Consider the following 16,713-nt stretch of genomic DNA (forward strand, 5'->3'; position numbering starts at 1 on the left):
GCGCGCCCCAGGCGAGTGCACCCGTGGAACTGGCTCCGCCAGGCCACCGGGTGCGTCCCCCTTGGGGGAAGGCGCCGCAGGCGACTCAGGGGTCTACCAGGCCGGGAGTTACTTCCGCTTCGCTCCCATGCGCCAGTGCGCCCGCGTCTCGCTGGCCAGCGTCAGCATGTCTTCCAGCGACTGGCTGTCGCTTTTTTCCATGGCCTCTTCGATGTTGTGCAGCGCCTGCCGGAACAGTTTGGACTGGGCGATGAGCTCTTCGCGGTTGGCCAGCAGGATGTCGCGCCAGACCTTGGGGTCGCTGGCCGCGATGCGGGTGAAGTCGCGAAAGCCCGGGCCGGCCAGCGACAAGAACTCGTCGCCTTCGTTCTGTCCGGTGATGCTGTTCATCATGGCGAACGCCAGCACGTGGGGCAGGTGGCTCACGGCCGCAAACGCGGCGTCGTGCGACTCGGGCGACATGCTGCTCACGCGGCAACCGAGCGCCGTCCAGATCTCGCCGGCCTTTTGCAGTTGCACGGTCAGCGTGCGTTCGGTGGGCGTCAGGATGACCTGGCGGCCGCTATACAGGTCGGCCTCGGCGTGCTCCACGCCCGACACTTCGCGCCCTGTGATCGGGTGCGCGGGAACGAACGAGCCCACCTGGTCGCGCAGTGCACGGCGCGCAGCCTGCACCACATCGGCCTTGGTGGAGCCCACGTCCATGATCAGCATCTGGGGGGTGACCAGGTGCTTGATGGCCTTGAGCGTGGCTTCGGTGGCGGCCACCGGCACGGCCAGGAGCACGACATCGGCGCCCGCCACGGCCAGCAGGGCCGACGGGGCCTCCACATCGATCACGCCCATCTGGCGCGCGCGGTCGGTGGTGGAGGGCGACTTGCTGTAGCCCACCACGCGCTTGACGAGCCCCGCCTTTTTCATGGCCAGGGCGAACGAGCCCCCCATGAGCCCGCAGCCGATCAGTCCCAATTGTTCAAACATGGCGGCGGCTCCTTACGACGACACGGGGTAGGTCCCCAGGACCTTGTAGAACGCGCACAGGCTGCGCAGTTCTTCCAGGGCCCGCGCCACGTGGGGCTGGGCCGGATGGCCGTCGAGGTCGATGTAGAAGTAGTACTCCCACTGGCCCGTGCGTGCGGGGCGCGATTCGAAGCGCGTCATGGAGACGCCATGCGTCTTGAGCGGCACCAGCAGGTCGTGCACCGCGCCGGGCTGGTTGGGCACCGACACCACGAGGCTGGTGCAGTCCTTGCCCGACGGCGGTGGCGTCTGCAGCGTGTGCGGCAGGCAGATGATGGCAAAGCGGGTGCGGTTGTAGGCGTCGTCCTGGATGGCATGCGCCACGATGTGCAGGCCGAACTGCGTGGCGGCACGTTCGCTCGACAAGGCCGCCCAGCCGGGGTTGGTGGTGGCCAGGCGCGCGCCTTCGGCGTTGCTGGACACCGGGCGGCGCTCGGCGTGCGGCAGGTGCTTGGACAGCCACGCCTGGCACTGCGCCAGTGCCTGCGGATGGGCCAGCACCACCTCGATGCCGTCGAGCGAGTTGCTCGTGCGCAGCAGGTTGTGGCGCACCAGCAGGCTGACTTCGCCCACCACATGGGTAGGAGTGTGCAGGAACAAGTCGAGCGACCGCGTGACCACGCCTTCGGTGGAGTTCTCCACGCCCACCACGCCGTACTGCGCGCTGCCGGCGGCCGTGGCGTGGAACACCTCGTCGAAGTTGGCGCAGTACATCAGGTCGGCCGCGCCGCCGAAGAATTCAATGGCCGCCTGCTCGCAGAACGTGCCTTCGGGGCCGAGCACGGCCACGCGCTGGGGCGATTCGAGCGCCAGGCAGGCGGACATGATCTCGCGCCAGATGGCGGCCACGTGCGGCCCCTTGAGCGGTCCGGGGTTGGCCGTCTGGATCTTCTCGATGACCTGCGCCACGCGGTCGGGGCGGAAGAACGGCGTGCCTTCGCGCTTTTTGACTTCGCCCACTTGCTCGGCCACCAGAGCCCGCTGGTTGAGCAGCGTGAGCAATTGCTGGTCGATGGAGTCGATCTGCACGCGCAGGCTGGCGAGGTCGGGTGAGGCTTGCGGAGTATTCATGAATGGGGTGTCAGTGCGCTGTCGCGAGAACGGGTGTCGGTCTGGGTTCCGGTTCAGGCGTGCTTTTGTTCAAATTCTCGCATGTAGTCCACCAGCGCCTGCACGCCGGCCAGCGGCATGGCGTTGTAGACGCTGGCGCGCATGCCACCCACGGACTTGTGGCCCTTGAGCTGCAGCAGGCCGCGTTCCTTGGCCCCGGCCAGGAACGCATCGTTGCGGCTTTCGTCGCGCAGGAAGAACGGGATGTTCATGCGCGAGCGGCAGTTGGCGGCCACCTTGTTCACGTACAGCTGCGAGCCGTCGATGGCGTTGTAGAGCAGGTCGGCCTTGGCGATGTTGCGCTGCTCCATGGCGGCCACGCCGGTCAGGCCGCCTTCGGTCTGGCGCTGGAGCCACTGGAAGGTCAGCCCGGCAATGTAGATGCCCCAGGTCGGCGGCGTGTTGTACATCGACTGGTTGTCGGCCACGACACGGTAGTCGAACGCGCTGGGGCAGGCGGGCAGGGCGTGGCCCAGCAGGTCTTCGCGCACCACGACCAGCGTGAGGCCGGCGGGCCCGAGGTTCTTCTGAGCACCACCGAAGGCCAGGCCCACGCGCGACCAGTCCACGCTGCGCGAGGCCACGTGCGACGAGAAATCGATCACCAGGGGCGCATCACTGCCCAGCGCTTTGAGGTCGGGCAACTGGTGGAATTCGATGCCGTTGATGGTCTCGTTGCTGCAGATGTGCACGTAGCTCGCGCCGCGGCTCAGCGTCCAGGTGGCAGGGTCGGGCAGTGTGGTGAAGCCCGTGTCCTCGGCCGAGCCGACGATGTTCACTTCGGCGGCGTACTTGCGCGCTTCCTTCTGCGACTTCTGGCTCCAGCTGCCGGTCAGCACGAAGTCGACCACGCCGGCACGCGACAGGTTCAGCGGAACGATGGCGTTTTCGGCCAGGCCACCGCCCTGCATGAACAGGATCTTGAAGTGGGCCGGGACCGCCAGCAGCGCGCGCAGGTCGGCCTCTGCCTGTTCGTAGATGGACAGGAATTCCTTGCCGCGGTGGCTCATCTCCATCACGCCCATGCCGCTGCCATGCCAGTCCAGCATTTCGGCAGCGGCTTGCTCCAGCACTTCGGCAGGGATGGCGGCCGGGCCGGCCGAGAAGTTGTAAGGGCGGGTCATGGTCTGGCAGTCAGTCAAGTCAAAATTGCTGCCAGCGCTTGTTGGTAAAGCGCTGGCAGCTATATTTTTAGTAGCATTCGGGTGCCATGCCCATCATGGCACCCGGCAAGGACGGGGCGTCGGGGTCAGGCGTCTGACGCCGGCGGCGTGTCGGCATCCGGGGAGCCGGCACCGTCGGCACTGGCGTCGCCCTCTGCATCGACATCGGCCACGTTGGCGTCGTTTTCCACGATGCGCTGCAGGCCGCTGAGCTTGGAGCCTTCATCCAGCGCAATCAAGGTCACGCCCTGGGTCGCACGGCCCAGTTCGCGGATCTCGGACACGCGGGTGCGCACCAGCACACCCTTGTCGGTGATCAGCATGATCTCGTCGTCCGCATGCACCAACGTGGCGGCCACGACCTTGCCATTGCGCTCGCTTTGCTGGATGGCGATCATGCCCTTGGTGCCACGGCCATGGCGCGTGTATTCGACGATGCTGGTGCGCTTGCCGTAGCCGTTTTCGGTGGCGGTCAGCACGCTTTGCGTCTCGTCTTCGGCCACCAGCATGGCGATCACGCTCTGCCCGTCTTCGAGTGTCATGCCGCGCACGCCACGGGCCTGGCGGCCCAGCGGGCGCACGTCGTTCTCGTCGAAGCGCACGGCCTTGCCGCCGTCGCTGAACAGCATCACGTCGTGCTTGCCGTCGGTCAGCGCGGCGCCGATCAGGTAGTCGCCGTCGTCCAGGTTCACGGCGATGATGCCGCCCTTGCGCGGGTTGCTGAATTCATCGAGCGCCGTCTTCTTCACGGTGCCCATGCTCGTGCCCATGAACACGTAGCGGTCGGCCGGGAAGGTGCGCATGTCGCCGGTCAGTGGCAGCACCACGTTGATCTTCTCGCCGTCCTGCAGCGGGAACATGTTGACGATGGGGCGGCCCCGCGAGCCGCGCGAGCCGGCGGGCACTTCCCAGACCTTGAGCCAGTACAGGCGGCCGCGGTTGGAGAAGCACAGGATGTAGTCGTGCGTGTTGGCGATGAAGAGCTGGTCGATCCAGTCGTCTTCCTTGGTCGCCGTAGCCTGCTTGCCACGCCCGCCGCGCTTTTGGGCGCGGTATTCGGACAGGGGCTGGCTCTTGATGTAGCCGGTGTGGGACAGCGTCACCACCATGTCGGTCGGCGTGATCAGGTCTTCGGTGGAGAGGTCCTGTGCGCTGTACTCGACGATGCTGCGGCGCGCGCCCAGCTTGTGCTGGCCGAATTCCGTCTTGATGGAGGTGAGCTCTTCGCCAATGATGGTGGAGACGCGTTCGGGCTTGGCCAGGATGTCCAGCAGGTCTTCGATGACCGCCATGACTTCCTTGTACTCGGCCACGATCTTGTCCTGCTCGAGCCCCGTCAGGCGCTGCAGGCGCATCTGCAGGATTTCCTGGGCCTGCGTTTCCGACAGGCGGTACAGGCCGTCCTGGCCCATGCCGAACTCCTTTTCCAGGCCGTCGGGACGGTAGTCATCGGCATTGATCACGCCGCCGTCTTCGCGGGTGCGGGTGAGCATCTCGCGCACCAGCTTGCTGTCCCACGAGCGCGCCATCAGTTCGGACTTGGCCACCGGTGGGGTGGGTGCGTTGCGGATGATGGCGATGAAGTCGTCGATGTTGGCCAGGGCCACGGCCAGGCCTTCGAGCACGTGTCCACGGTCGCGCGCCTTGCGCAGCTCGAACACCGTGCGGCGCGTCACCACTTCGCGGCGGTGCTGCAGGAAGACGACGATCAGGTCCTTGAGGTTGCACAGGCGGGGCTGGCCGTCGATCAGCGCCACCATGTTCATGCCGAAGGTGTCCTGCAGCTGCGTCTGCTTGTACAGGTTGTTGAGCACCACCTCGGGCACTTCGCCACGCTTGAGCTCGATCACCAGGCGCATGCCCGACTTGTCGGATTCGTCCTGGATGTGGCTGATGCCGTCGATCTTCTTCTCGTGCACCAGCTCGGCCATGCGCTCCTGCAGCGTCTTCTTGTTGACCTGATAGGGCAGCTCGTCGACGATGATCGCCTGGCGCTGGCCGCGGTCGATGTCCTCGAAATGGCACCTGGCGCGCATGATCACGCGGCCGCGGCCCGTGCGGTAGCCGTCCTTCACGCCGTTGATGCCGTAGATGATGCCGGCCGTGGGGAAGTCGGGCGCCGGAATGATCTCCATCAGGTCGTCGATGGTGGCCTCAGGGTGGCGCAGCATGTGCAGGCATGCATCCACCACTTCGTTGAGGTTGTGCGGCGGAATATTGGTCGCCATGCCCACCGCAATACCGGCCGATCCGTTGACCAGCAGATTGGGTAATTTGCTGGGCAATACGAGCGGCTCTTTTTCGCTGCCGTCGTAGTTGGGGCCGAAATCGACGGTTTCCTTGTCGATATCGCCCAGCATTTCGTGGGCAATCTTTGCCAGGCGGATTTCGGTATACCGCATCGCAGCGGCGTTATCGCCGTCCACCGAGCCGAAATTGCCCTGGCCGTCCACCAGCATGTGGCGCAGCGAAAAATCCTGCGCCATCCGGACGATCGTGTCGTACACCGCCGAGTCGCCATGCGGGTGGTACTTACCGATCACGTCCCCCACGATACGGGCGGACTTCTTGTAAGGGCGGTTCCAGTCGTTATTGAGCTCATGCATCGCAAACAGCACACGGCGGTGCACCGGCTTCAAGCCATCGCGAGCGTCGGGCAGGGCCCGACCCACGATCACGCTCATCGCGTAATCGAGATAACTGCGGCGCATCTCCTCTTCAAGGCTGATGGGCAGGGTTTCTTTGGCAAACTGGGTCATTGGGGGCGGCGGCGGTGGCAAAGGAGAATCATTTTAGAGGTAAGAGCGTGTAGCGCCTCAGCAACATATCGTGGCAATTCCGGTTTTGTCCTACGGAGCCTACACGGGTGCCACCGCTTTTGCCCTGTTACGTATGGCACAATCGTTTGAACGCTTCGGGTGGTGGTCACCCCAGGCGTCCTGATTCGCAGCGCGGCTGCGGCTTTTTCCCCAAGAGGAGAACCATGAAGAAACTGAACAAAGTGGCGATGTTGTTTGCCTCTGCAGCGCTCGCAACCGCCGCTGGCGCACAAACCGTTGACAACTGGCGTGATGCTTCTGGCCAACTGGTCTGGAAGAACGGTACCAACGAATATTGCTGGCGCAATGCTAACTGGACGCCTGCTACGGCAGCTCCTGGCTGCGACGGCGCAATCGTTGCTCCCGCTCCTGCCGCATCTGCACCTACGCCTGGCGCAGCGCCAACACCTCCCGTTGCTCCAACGCCACCAGCCCCTCCACCACCAGCTGTCGCCACCAAGGTGACGTACGCTGCTGACGCATTCTTCGACTTCGACAAGTCGGTGCTGAAGCCAGAAGGCAAGGCCAAGCTGGACGACCTGGTTTCCAAGGTCAAGGGCATCAACCTGGAAGTGATCATCGCCGTGGGTCACACCGACTCCGTGGGCTCTGATGCTTACAACCAGAAACTGTCGGTTCGCCGTTCCGAAGCCGTGAAGGCTTATCTGGTGTCCAAGGGCATCGAAAAGAACCGCGTTTACACCGAAGGCAAGGGCGAAAAGCAACCTGTCGCCGACAACAAGACTGCCGAAGGCCGTGCGAAGAACCGTCGCGTGGAAATCGAAGTGGTTGGCACCCGCGCCGCTCAGTAATCCCCGGATTGCTGTTATGCACAAAAAAGCCCCGGCAACGGGGCTTTTTTGCGTTTGGGGCTTTTAGATCCTTCATCTCTATCGTGGAAAATGACAGCCATGAGTGAAACCGTCAACGCAGATCCCGCCGAACTGGCCAAATTCTCCGAACTTGCCCACCGCTGGTGGGACCCCGACAGCGAGTTTCGGCCTTTGCACCAGATCAATCCTTTGCGGCTTGAATGGATCAACGGCTTGTGCCAGCTTTCGGGCCAGCGCGTGCTGGATGTGGGATGCGGCGGCGGCATTTTGGCCGACTCCATGGCGCGCAAAGGTGCTCAGGTGCTGGGGATCGACCTGGCAACCAAGGCGCTGCGCGTGGCACAGTTGCATGCCCTGGAGGCCCAAACGTCCCAGATAGAGTACCGGGAAATCAGTGTGGAAAGCCTGGCTGCAGAGCAACCTGGCACCTTCGATGTGGTCACCTGCATGGAAATGCTGGAACACGTTCCAGATCCCGCCTCGGTCGTCAAGGCCTGCTCGGCGCTCGTCAAGCCGGGCGGCTGGGTGTTTTTCTCTACCATCAATCGCAACGCCAAGGCATTCATGCTGGCGATTGTGGGCGCCGAATATGTGCTGAATATGCTGCCGCGGGGCACGCATGAATACGCCAAGATGATCAAACCCAGTGAACTGGCCATCAGCTGCCGGGGGGCGGGCCTGGATATTCAGGCCACGCGGGGCCTGGAATACAACCCGTTGACCCGGCGTTATTGGCTCAGTGCCGACACCAGCGTGAACTATCTTTTCGCAACCCGCCGCAGCGCCTGACACGATTGACCATGTTTCACAATATTCGCGCCGTTCTGTTCGACCTGGACGGAACACTGATCGATAGCGCCCCGGATCTGGGCGCTGCAGCCGACAAGATGCGCACGGACCGGGGCTTGTCCTCCTTGCCGTTGGAGCGTTACCGCCCCATGGCCGGGGCAGGTGCGCGTGGCATGCTGGGGGAAGCCTTCGGAATGACCCCCGATCACCCTGACTTTCCCGTCATGCGGGAGGAGTTCTTCGTGAACTATGAGTCGCGCATGACCGAACTCACCAGCATTTTCGATGGGGTGCCGCAGTTGGTGGTGCAACTGCTCGAGCGCAACCTCGCGTGGGGCGTCGTCACCAACAAGGCCGCCCGATTCACCGAGCCCTTGACGCGCGCCATGCCACTGTTTGCCAGCGCCGGGGCGGTGGTCAGTGGAGATACGACACCGCACGCCAAGCCCCACCCCGCGCCCTTGCTCGAAGCGGCGGCCCGCTTGAAGATCGCGCCCGAGTTCTGCATTTATGTGGGTGACGACGAACGAGACATCGTCGCTGGGCTGGCAGCCGGCATGGGAACCGTCGCGGCGACCTATGGCTATCTTGGCTCCAAGAGCGATCCGCTCCAGTGGGGCGCCCACGCGGCAATTAAATCTCCCACCGAGCTCTTGCAATTGCTCGAAGGCGCCTAAAATAGAGGTTCTGGGGCTGTCCTGGTTTCGACGTGGGTTCGGAGTCGGTGTGGTGCATGTCGAGCTTGAGTCACGCTCGTAAATCTCGATTTAACAAACTAACTGCAAACGACGAACGTTTCGCACTCGCTGCTTAATTGCCAGTGAGCCTTGCAACAGTTGGCCGATGGGCTGGGCAAGGGGGTTCTGAGCAATCAGTGCCTCCCGGCTGCAAGGATACTTACATGGGCTGGCTTTGATCCGGGTACCTTGGGTTGAAGCGAGAAAATAGGGTGCTGGCCGACGTTGTAGCGTGCGACTGCGCGATAACGTTAGCGAGACTTAAATCAGACCGCTAAACATGTAGATCTGCCCGATGAAGGCTTGCGGACGCGGGTTCAATTCCCGCCAGCTCCACCACTTTTATAACTTGTTGTTTTTAAAGGATTTTTTAGGGTGCGGTTACACAACCAACGCGGGGAGACACGAAGGGGCACACTTGGGGCCCATGCATGCTTTCCTCGGCATACCTTCAAAAATCTCGCAACGGCGTTTACTTCGCGCGGTTTGTTGTTCCTGCGCGACAAAGAGTTCTTGCCGACGGCAGGGACTTCAAACTTTCTACTGGCACCAAGGACCCGCGCCATGCTAAGGCGATAGCGCGCTATTTGCGGGTACTTTTTGACGCCTTCTTGATGGAGAATGCAACTGTCTCGCGCGCCAGCGCGGTTGCCTTCCTTCAAGCGCGCATGAAAAAACCAACTGTACCGCCCATGCCCTTTGGGGTGAAGATAAAGGGGCAGGGATTCGACATTGAGCTGACGGACCTTGGCCCCCACGATGTGGGCAACATGGACCAGCTCATCGAGAACGTGACCCGGGGCGCCGCAAGGATTGCACCTTCGAACATTGCGGTCTGGGACAGGCCCTCCGATCAGCCGACCACGCCAGACCATGCCCCAGCCATCAACGAGCCAGGGCGCCTATCGCCTGTGGCAGCAAAGACCGTGGGCCGGTTGGTCAAAGAGTATTTGAAGTACGAGCAGGACCGGGCTACGGAAAAGGAAATCGGCGTCAAGAAGGTGCCCCAAATTCGCACCCGCCTGAAACCCTTCATCGACCGATTCAGCGCTCGCCATGTGGGCACCCTCACGCCTTTGGACTTGGAGCAGTACCGCAAAGACTTAGCGTTCTTCCCCAAGAACATCGACAAGCTGCCAGGGGCTGGGGGACAGCCCTTCGATACGCTCATTCAGAGGGTGCGCTCCAAATCGCTTTTCCGGGCGAATGGTCAGCAAGCCCAGACCATCACGCAGAACACCTTGGATGGCTACCTAACCGTTGCGGCCAACTTTCTGGAGTTTTGCAAACGGCAGTACGCTGTCAACCCAACCCTGTTGGAGGGATTCAAGGTGAAGACAACCCAGGCCCGCAAGGGTGCATCCAGACGCGCCTTCACCCAGAAGGAATTGCAGCAAATCTTTGGGTCGGACTACTACCGGGATGGGGCTTACAACCGCTCCTATCAGTACTGGGTCATCCACTTGGCAGCGTTCACCGGAGCGCGCGTCAATGAGCTTTCGCAACTGACCACCGACGATGTTCGGCAGGACGATGAAGGTCTATGGTTCCTGAACATCACGGCAGCGGAAGACGACGGCCAAAGCGTCAAGAACGAAGAAAGCCGCCGCATCATTCCGGTGCACCAAAAACTCATCGACTTGGGGTTCATCGGCTATTACCAAAGCAAGAAGGCGGCAGCCAAGGACGGAGCGGTCAACCTGTTCGACCTAAACCGAGCCAAGGCTGACGGTTACGGGAAGGCTGCGAGCCAGTGGTTCAACACGAAATACCTGCGGGACTATTTGAAGATTGAAGACCCGAATGTGGTGTTTCACTCGTTCCGCCATCGGTTCATCAGTTCGCTGGCCCAAGCCATCTTGGATGCCTCGGGCGTATCGGAAGAAACGGCCATAAAGGAGCGCATCCCAGAGGCTCTGATTCTTCGTCGCCTTGCTGGCCACTCCGTAGCCCATGCTATGACGGCGGGCCGTGGGCAGTTCGACGTTCACACGGATACCTACACCGGCGCTTTTTCTGTTAGGAGCATGAAACGGGTGATAGACCGCCTGGACTATCCGGGGGTGAATTTTTTCGCCTATAACGCTTCCGGTCTTGTTGGCAAAAAAAGAATGCGTCGCGCCGCCGAAGATTCGAGCGGACCAGTAACTTTGGATTTTTTGTTTTCCTGAGTGGGCTCCATGAACGCTACCGTGGCAGTAAGTTATGAGCACGACGAGCAGGGGCGACCAATTTATTTGGTTAGAGTCGGTAATGGTGAATGGGAGAGCTTTACCGACTATCGTCAATTTGCTTTGTATCTCAAATCGTTGGAGGCAGCAGGCGAAATTTTGCCTCCCGGCTACAAAAATGTTTCCGATAGAACTGCTATGCGTTCGATTGACCCTCAGACGTTTGACCTTGACCCGGATGCGGACTCAGGCTTGAATCCGAGTTCGGTTTAATCCTCAGCACCGACCAAGGCGGCAGAACGTCGGCTAAATCGCTTGGCACCTTTATTAGATAGAACTTCTTATCACTGATAATCGTGATAGTGTGATATCCGCTTACGGGGAACTCTTTCGTTGGGTCGTAGATGACATCAAAGGTGATAGACGAACTCATTTTGCCTCCACGGATTTCGTCGTCAGGCTGGCATGTTCAATCGTGGGGATGGAAGCGTCTTCAAACGCCCTTGGTTTGTCTTTTTGGCTTAAGGCCCAAACCTTTCGCAAGACCTCATTCGCTCTTGCATCGGTTGTTGCTAATTTAAGAAGCGCTCCCCCGATTGCGTATTTTCGAGCGTCTGAATTTTTCCTTGCTGTACTGGATACCTGCGCAAGAAGGGCAGCCTTTTGCGCATCGAGTTGGCTCAATCGCTTTTTCATCGCTGTTATATTCATCATGGTATAAATCTCCTTTTTCTCCTATCAAATTACCACTTTCTTTTTGATTGTGCTAATTTATATAGGGTGAATATCCCTAGCGCGTTAATTAGTTCCAGCCCCCAAGCAGCCCCCTGCAAGGGCTCACTTATGCAAACTCTTCGAGTTTGCGTTCGCCATGGGCTGCGCCCCTGGACCCCGTTGCTTCGCAATCGCCTTCGGGGGTGCTGTGCCTAGTCTCGCCACTTGGTTCACCCCTTCGCTGCAAGTCTTGCAGCGCGCCAAGGGACGTAACGCTGTTGCAGCCGCTGCATACCGCTCCTGCACCCTGCTGAACGACGAGCAGTTAGGTAAGGTGTACGACTACCGTCCTAAGGCCGGCCACGTCTGCACCGAACTGTTCGGCGTTGCCGGTCTTCAAATGGGTATGGACGATATCGGCACCCTCTGGAACAAAGCCGAACGGTCAGAGACGCGCAAGAATTCAGCTGTCGCCCGTGAGTTGATGGTCCCTCTGCCGCACGGATGGACAGACGAGCAGCGGCTACTTTGTGTTCGTGGTTTGGCGGAAATGCTAGTGGCCCGTTACGGGGTAGCCGTCATGGCTTCTATTCATCGACCGGCCAATGGACAAAATGACCATGTCCATATTTTGTTTACCACCAGAGAGGTGGATGCGGAGATGAATTTTGGGAGGAAAACCCGAATTCTGGACGACATGAAAACCGGCGAGGTGAAGAAAATGCGGGAAGAGCTTTGCCGCATCATGAACGCGCATGCCCAGGCCAACAGCGACGACTGGTATGTCTACGCCGGGAAGTTTGCCGAGGTGGAGGAATGGCACATCCCCACGGCGCATATTCCGGTCAACGCGCCCGCCGAACTGCGCGAGGCTATGGAAGCGGAGAATTTGGCGATTGTGGAGGCTCGCCCCCTTCTCAAACGCATCATGGAAGAGTCGAAAGAGACGTCCGCGCAGGTCCAGGCAGCGTTGCATGTTGCCGCAAGCACAGCAGCCCAGGAACACCAGATCGTCAACGCGGAAGTGCCCCAAGAGCGTCCATTAAGTCGGCCATTTGCCCCCAGTGCTAGCCCCTTGGCGGAGGATGCCCAACAGCGGATATCGCAGCTCACGAATTCGCTTGACCTTCGGCACGCCTTTCGTGAAGTAAAGCGGGCCCATGCCAGACGAAAGGAGGGGCGTGAAGTGGCAAACAAATGGCGAGCGCATCTTCGCGAGCTTGAAGCAGACCCGCCCAGCCCACTGGTTTCCATGATGGCGAAAATGCTCCGCACCTTCGGCGTCCGGGACACACTGGCGATTTACGAAGAGAAGGTAGCCGAAGCCCGAGCGGCCATAGAGCAGTGCAGGAAGAACGACACGGCCTTGACTGCGTACATCAATGACCCCGAGCGCAAGCGCAAATATGACGAGTGGATGCAATGGCCCGAGCACCGCGAACGGGTCAACGCGCACGAGGCGATGTTGCCCGATGCTCCCCGTCCGAGTCCGGCGCCTCAATCTCCGAGTCCTACGCCAGCACCCGTCACCAGTTGGGGTGGTCCTTTCACTCTGACAACTCACCAAACCCCGAAAGTTCCCGAACCCTGGGATTGAGATAGCAGATGAAACACACGTGACAAAGTGATAAGTGTTTTCCCTGTCTTGAAGACCAAGCTGGTGCCCAGACCTTCATGGCAGCAGAGGATGGTCCTCTTGCGTATCGGAGGGAGAACTCTATGGCTTTCTACGGTGACGAGAAAAAAGTCATTCAAAGCACCAAGTTGAATCAATATCAAACGGAATTGAAGCCTGGGGAAAAGCCGCTTGGTCCGGGGATTTATAGATGCCAAGCGTGTGGCTTTGAAGATGTAATGAACAGAGCGTGTAATGTTCTTCCGCCATGCTCCAATTGCAATAAAAAGCCTCATACTTGGAAATTCTTGGTGAAGGCGGTAGATGCACCTCCGCCCCCGGCACCAGCTAAAAAGAGCTAGCTGGCTTGGTGAGGCCCTCGCAGGGGCGGCCCCATCCATTTTCAATGGATGGGGTTTTTGAGTTTTACAACCAACGATGCCTCTGGGTAATTTAAAAAAACTTGCGTGGATGTATAAAATTGAATACCGTTCAAAGCACTATTGGATTCTTGACTTTGCTGTTTACGTTTATTGGTAATTACAAAGTATGGCTGTTTGTTTGTATTGGTGGCGTAGGATTTTTGTTCTATAAGGCTTTCTTGGAGCATTATTCTCCATCGCAAGAATTGTGGAAGAAGTTTTTTTGGGGTGCAGGTCTTGTTGCTGTGCTGTCAAATGTCTATTTTTGGTTCGATACCAAGCAAGAATTGGAGAATCAGCAGAAGTCAAATTCTTCAGTATTTCCACGGTAAATTAAGTATAAAGAGTATGAAATAGGTTGTCATCGCGTAAAACGCTCGCTCCCAGAAGCACATGGATTTCCATGTGCTTTTTATTTTCCCTAGAATTTTTCGCATTAGTGACCCCTTTGGAGTTCTATCAAACATCAGGGAGTGGGGCATGGTCAACCTTAGGCGGTGGTATGAACACCTTGAAGCGATGGGAAAAATCCACGGTGGAGTGGCATCAAAAAAGTAAGGCGACGACCTGCGTTTGGTGCTTCGGCATGTAAACCCCCGGTTTACTTGACTTCGATGAGTGGCCGAGTAGCTTGGTTTGATGACTAAATCAACCCCATACATCGACCCACGCTCTCCGCTCGAAAAGCTGCAGTTCAACTTGAAGATATCCCGCCAATGTCTGGTGGACTTGCAAGCCGCTCTTTGGCGAAGCGACGCCGAAATCGAGGCAGAGGACTTCGACTCCGAATACCTCTCCGAGATGAGGCAGGCCCGCTCCCTCATCGTTACCGATATCGAAGAGACCGAGTTGGACATTGCTGCCTGGGAGGAACAGATTGCCGCCCTGGCACCCTGACGGGGCCATCCTTGGGAAGAATAGGCATACTCCGACACATGGCTTCAAACTGATATCAGGAGTGCGGTTCTCCCGGTCATCACTTGACCCGAACCGCTATCAATTGATAAGTTGATTGGACAAAGAAAAAGGCCCGCACAGGGCGGGCCTTTTTTACTGCACCTTCTTTTAGCCGGGAAATGCAGTACAGGGAACAAGTCCATGATACTAATTCATCGTTCATTGTCAAGTAAACAAGTCGGCGCGAAAGCCGGCGATGTCGCTTGACCAGAAAACACCATCAAAATCGAGTCCTAATAGGTCGTACATCCGCGTTTCAATCGCCTCGCGGCTAATGGCCGGCTACTACCATAAGAACGGCGAGAATCTCCGGGGTTCATCGGTTATCGGCTGCGGTCGTTGGCGCGCCTTCGGATTCGACGCCACGCACGCGGAAATCGAGGTTGGCCCAGACGGTACGAAGCTCCATGGCCACTTCAAATGCGGCAACGTCTGGACCTGTGACCAGTGCGCCCGCGCCCGAGTCTCACAGGCCCGTTCATGGATTCGTGCTGCCTTAATTCCGGCATTGGAAGCCCATGGCTTGGGGGCTGCGATGATGACCTTCACTATGGCCCATAGCTACGACGGCAACTGGAAGGATTCTATAGACCTCCTGCACGCTGCCTTCAAGCTCTTCGACAAGAACATGTCTAGGCGCTACAAGGCAATCGGCTGCATGGGTAGGCTGAAAAGCTTGGAAGCCCCGGTAGGTGTCCATGGTATCCATGGGCACTTCCACGTCCTTCTAACCCACCTTCTAGGGGCAGATTTGACCGCCTTCGAAGCCTTTGCCCGCGCCGAGTGGGAAAAGGCCGTGGCGCAGGTGGGCGGCAGGTGCAATGACCACGGCTTTGACCTGAAACTGAACGCCATGGCGGACTACCTCGCCAAACAGGAATTGGCTCACGAAATGTCCAACCACGACACCAAGAAAGCGCGCAAAAAAGGCCTGCTGCTGGGGCAGTTGCTTGACCGCGCGGCCCGTGGCGATGCCAAGGCATCGGCCGAATGGTTGCGCGCCATCGAAGCGTTGCAAGGCCGTAGCCGTTTCCACGCTGGCGACATTGCCAAGAAGCTGGGTATCCCCACCTGCACGGCTTGGGAGGATGAGGAGCGGCATGCGGAGAGGGAAAGTCTCTCCGCTGACGCGCCCGAGCCGGTGCGCATTACGTATCCGATGCGCAACCACCTGACCGCGACACGCCCCGACTCCCCGCGCCCAGGCTTGGCCATGATTCTGCGCGCGGCCCGAGACGGTGAGGCCGCGAAGGTGCTGCAAATGGTGGAGGCACTATGCAGAGAGGCGAGGGCGCGTGACCGGCGCACGCCGAACAGTGCCCCGCCGTCCTTCTGGGATTGGACGGATGACTACTTCGACCAGCTAGCGGCGCCGCCTCCCACCAATCAAGGAGCTAGCAGCGCCTGCACATTCTGACTCGTCATCGGCTTGTCGATGTACGTGCACGGGTACTCATGCTGAGGGTTCAGGCCCTCTTTAATGAGCCACTCCGCCAGCGGCTTGTCATCGGCGATGTGCGCGTACGCCAGCAGGTCCATCCGCTCACACACAAACGCAAGCCCGATACTCGGCAACTGCGTGCGCTTCCTGGCCCATGCGTCCAGCTTGTCCAAGTTGCGCAGTGTCGGCAGGTCGTTGATGCGCGAACCCAGCACCACGTTGGACAGGACCGGCACCGGCTGGCGAACATCGAGGCCTTGGTCCATGTACAGGCGCAGCAGCTCAAAGCGGTCTGGGCGCTTCTGGTTCAAGCCCAGCAGCAGCATCCATTGGTCCTGCGGCAGCTTCTTGCCCGATGCGACGAGCTTTTGCAGGTAGGGATAGTCTCCCTCTCCCAAGTAGTCGCGCGGCTCTTTGAGCATGGCCTCCATGGTGCCCACCGACGCCTGGATGGCATCGACCTTGGGCGCCATGTTGTCCATGGTCGCGCGTATGTGCTGGGTGTCCTGCTGCACGCCCAGCAATAGCGCCTGCACGTTGCGCACGCTGGGCGCCGCGCTGGCGATGAGCCCGCCGCTGTCTGCACGGGCCTTGGAGGCTTGCCCAAGCACCAGCGCGATGACGACAACGATGCCGAAGACCTGCCAGGCCGGGGACTTCCACAGCGGGCCAGGAGGCTGCCGCAGCCGCGCCAGAGTACGCACATACCAGGCATTGCCATTGGTGCCCGTGCGCAGGGCGCGCACTTCCAGCACCATGGCCAGGATGACCAAGCCCGCCAGCGCGTAGCTGACCCAGGCCAGGAACGGCGCGCGAGGCGCCAGGAAGTCGAGGATGCCGGCGACGGTCACCGACGAAAAAATCACCGTGTTGACCGGCGACACATGGTCGCGAACAAAGTCTTGGATTTTCATGACGTGCT

General features: G+C 59.7%; 15 protein-coding genes and 1 other RNA gene. 10 read left to right on the forward strand and 6 right to left on the reverse strand.

Translation table 11 applies throughout. The features are described from left to right. Nucleotides 1–108 precede the first annotated feature (108 nt). The 4 genes from ACSQ3D_RS18550 to gyrA all read right to left on the reverse strand — a co-directional run bounded on the left by ACSQ3D_RS18550 (nucleotide 109) and on the right by gyrA (nucleotide 6,052). A complete protein-coding gene (locus ACSQ3D_RS18550) occupies nucleotides 109–981 on the reverse strand; it encodes a prephenate dehydrogenase (protein ID WP_056419328.1) in 873 nt (290 codons plus the stop codon). 12 nt (nucleotides 982–993) lie between these two features. Continuing rightward, complete coding sequence (gene pheA, locus ACSQ3D_RS18555; protein ID WP_056419331.1) at nucleotides 994–2,091, reverse strand: prephenate dehydratase; 1,098 nt, start codon at nucleotides 2,089–2,091, stop codon at nucleotides 994–996. Nucleotides 2,092–2,144: 53 nt separating this feature from the next. Then, on the reverse strand, nucleotides 2,145–3,254 hold the full coding sequence (serC, locus tag ACSQ3D_RS18560) for a 3-phosphoserine/phosphohydroxythreonine transaminase (RefSeq protein WP_436127867.1): 1,110 nt from the start codon (nucleotides 3,252–3,254) through the stop codon (nucleotides 2,145–2,147). Nucleotides 3,255–3,379: 125 nt separating this feature from the next. Continuing rightward, nucleotides 3,380–6,052 carry a DNA gyrase subunit A gene (gyrA, locus tag ACSQ3D_RS18565; RefSeq protein ID WP_436127868.1) on the reverse strand — a complete coding sequence of 891 codons (2,673 nt, stop codon included), beginning with the start codon at nucleotides 6,050–6,052 and terminating at the stop codon, nucleotides 3,380–3,382. Nucleotides 6,053–6,276: 224 nt separating this feature from the next. On the opposite strand from gyrA, the gene ompA reads away from it, so the two are divergent. From ompA to ACSQ3D_RS18595, 6 genes are all read left to right on the forward strand, one after another. After that, a complete protein-coding gene (gene ompA / locus ACSQ3D_RS18570; protein ID WP_396507548.1) occupies nucleotides 6,277–6,924 on the forward strand; it encodes an outer membrane protein OmpA in 648 nt (215 codons plus the stop codon). 99 nt (nucleotides 6,925–7,023) lie between these two features. Then, nucleotides 7,024–7,734: a bifunctional 2-polyprenyl-6-hydroxyphenol methylase/3-demethylubiquinol 3-O-methyltransferase UbiG gene (gene ubiG, locus ACSQ3D_RS18575; RefSeq protein WP_056419343.1), complete on the forward strand. Its 711-nt coding sequence runs from the start codon at nucleotides 7,024–7,026 to the stop codon at nucleotides 7,732–7,734. Nucleotides 7,735–7,745: 11 nt separating this feature from the next. Continuing rightward, nucleotides 7,746–8,411 carry an HAD family hydrolase gene (locus ACSQ3D_RS18580; protein ID WP_396507552.1) on the forward strand — a complete coding sequence of 222 codons (666 nt, stop codon included), beginning with the start codon at nucleotides 7,746–7,748 and terminating at the stop codon, nucleotides 8,409–8,411. A gap of 12 nt (nucleotides 8,412–8,423) precedes the next feature. Then, nucleotides 8,424–8,810, forward strand: a transfer-messenger RNA (tmRNA) gene (ssrA, locus tag ACSQ3D_RS18585). 92 nt (nucleotides 8,811–8,902) lie between these two features. Beyond that, entirely contained in the window at nucleotides 8,903–10,642 is a 1,740-nt protein-coding gene (locus tag ACSQ3D_RS18590) for a hypothetical protein (RefSeq protein ID WP_436127869.1), read from the forward strand. Between the two features lie 9 nt (nucleotides 10,643–10,651). Then, nucleotides 10,652–10,915: a hypothetical protein gene (locus tag ACSQ3D_RS18595; protein ID WP_436127870.1), complete on the forward strand. Its 264-nt coding sequence runs from the start codon at nucleotides 10,652–10,654 to the stop codon at nucleotides 10,913–10,915. Nucleotides 10,916–11,071: 156 nt separating this feature from the next. On the opposite strand, the gene ACSQ3D_RS18600 is transcribed toward ACSQ3D_RS18595, so the two are convergent. Then, nucleotides 11,072–11,356: a hypothetical protein gene (locus tag ACSQ3D_RS18600; protein WP_310636249.1), complete on the reverse strand. Its 285-nt coding sequence runs from the start codon at nucleotides 11,354–11,356 to the stop codon at nucleotides 11,072–11,074. A gap of 250 nt (nucleotides 11,357–11,606) precedes the next feature. Here ACSQ3D_RS18600 and ACSQ3D_RS18605 point away from each other — a divergent pair, with 250 nt between their 5' ends. From ACSQ3D_RS18605 to ACSQ3D_RS18620, 4 genes are all read left to right on the forward strand, one after another. Continuing rightward, entirely contained in the window at nucleotides 11,607–12,953 is a 1,347-nt protein-coding gene (locus ACSQ3D_RS18605) for a MobA/MobL family protein (protein WP_436127871.1), read from the forward strand. Between the two features lie 499 nt (nucleotides 12,954–13,452). Then, nucleotides 13,453–13,725 carry a hypothetical protein gene (locus tag ACSQ3D_RS18610; RefSeq protein WP_436127872.1) on the forward strand — a complete coding sequence of 91 codons (273 nt, stop codon included), beginning with the start codon at nucleotides 13,453–13,455 and terminating at the stop codon, nucleotides 13,723–13,725. Between the two features lie 307 nt (nucleotides 13,726–14,032). Next, on the forward strand, nucleotides 14,033–14,290 hold the full coding sequence (locus ACSQ3D_RS18615) for a hypothetical protein (RefSeq protein ID WP_436127873.1): 258 nt from the start codon (nucleotides 14,033–14,035) through the stop codon (nucleotides 14,288–14,290). Nucleotides 14,291–14,624: 334 nt separating this feature from the next. Next, on the forward strand, nucleotides 14,625–15,767 hold the full coding sequence (locus ACSQ3D_RS18620; RefSeq protein WP_310636251.1) for a hypothetical protein: 1,143 nt from the start codon (nucleotides 14,625–14,627) through the stop codon (nucleotides 15,765–15,767). On the opposite strand, the gene ACSQ3D_RS18625 is transcribed toward ACSQ3D_RS18620, so the two are convergent. Beyond that, nucleotides 15,737–16,705 carry a hypothetical protein gene (locus tag ACSQ3D_RS18625; RefSeq protein ID WP_310636252.1) on the reverse strand — a complete coding sequence of 323 codons (969 nt, stop codon included), beginning with the start codon at nucleotides 16,703–16,705 and terminating at the stop codon, nucleotides 15,737–15,739. The two genes, ACSQ3D_RS18620 and ACSQ3D_RS18625, sit on opposite strands and share 31 nt — an antisense overlap. Between the last annotated feature and the right edge of the window lie 8 nt (nucleotides 16,706–16,713).

Origin of the sequence: Acidovorax sp. LjRoot117, assembly GCF_964252695.1 — a bacterium.
Classification (GTDB): domain Bacteria; phylum Pseudomonadota; class Gammaproteobacteria; order Burkholderiales; family Burkholderiaceae_C; genus Acidovorax.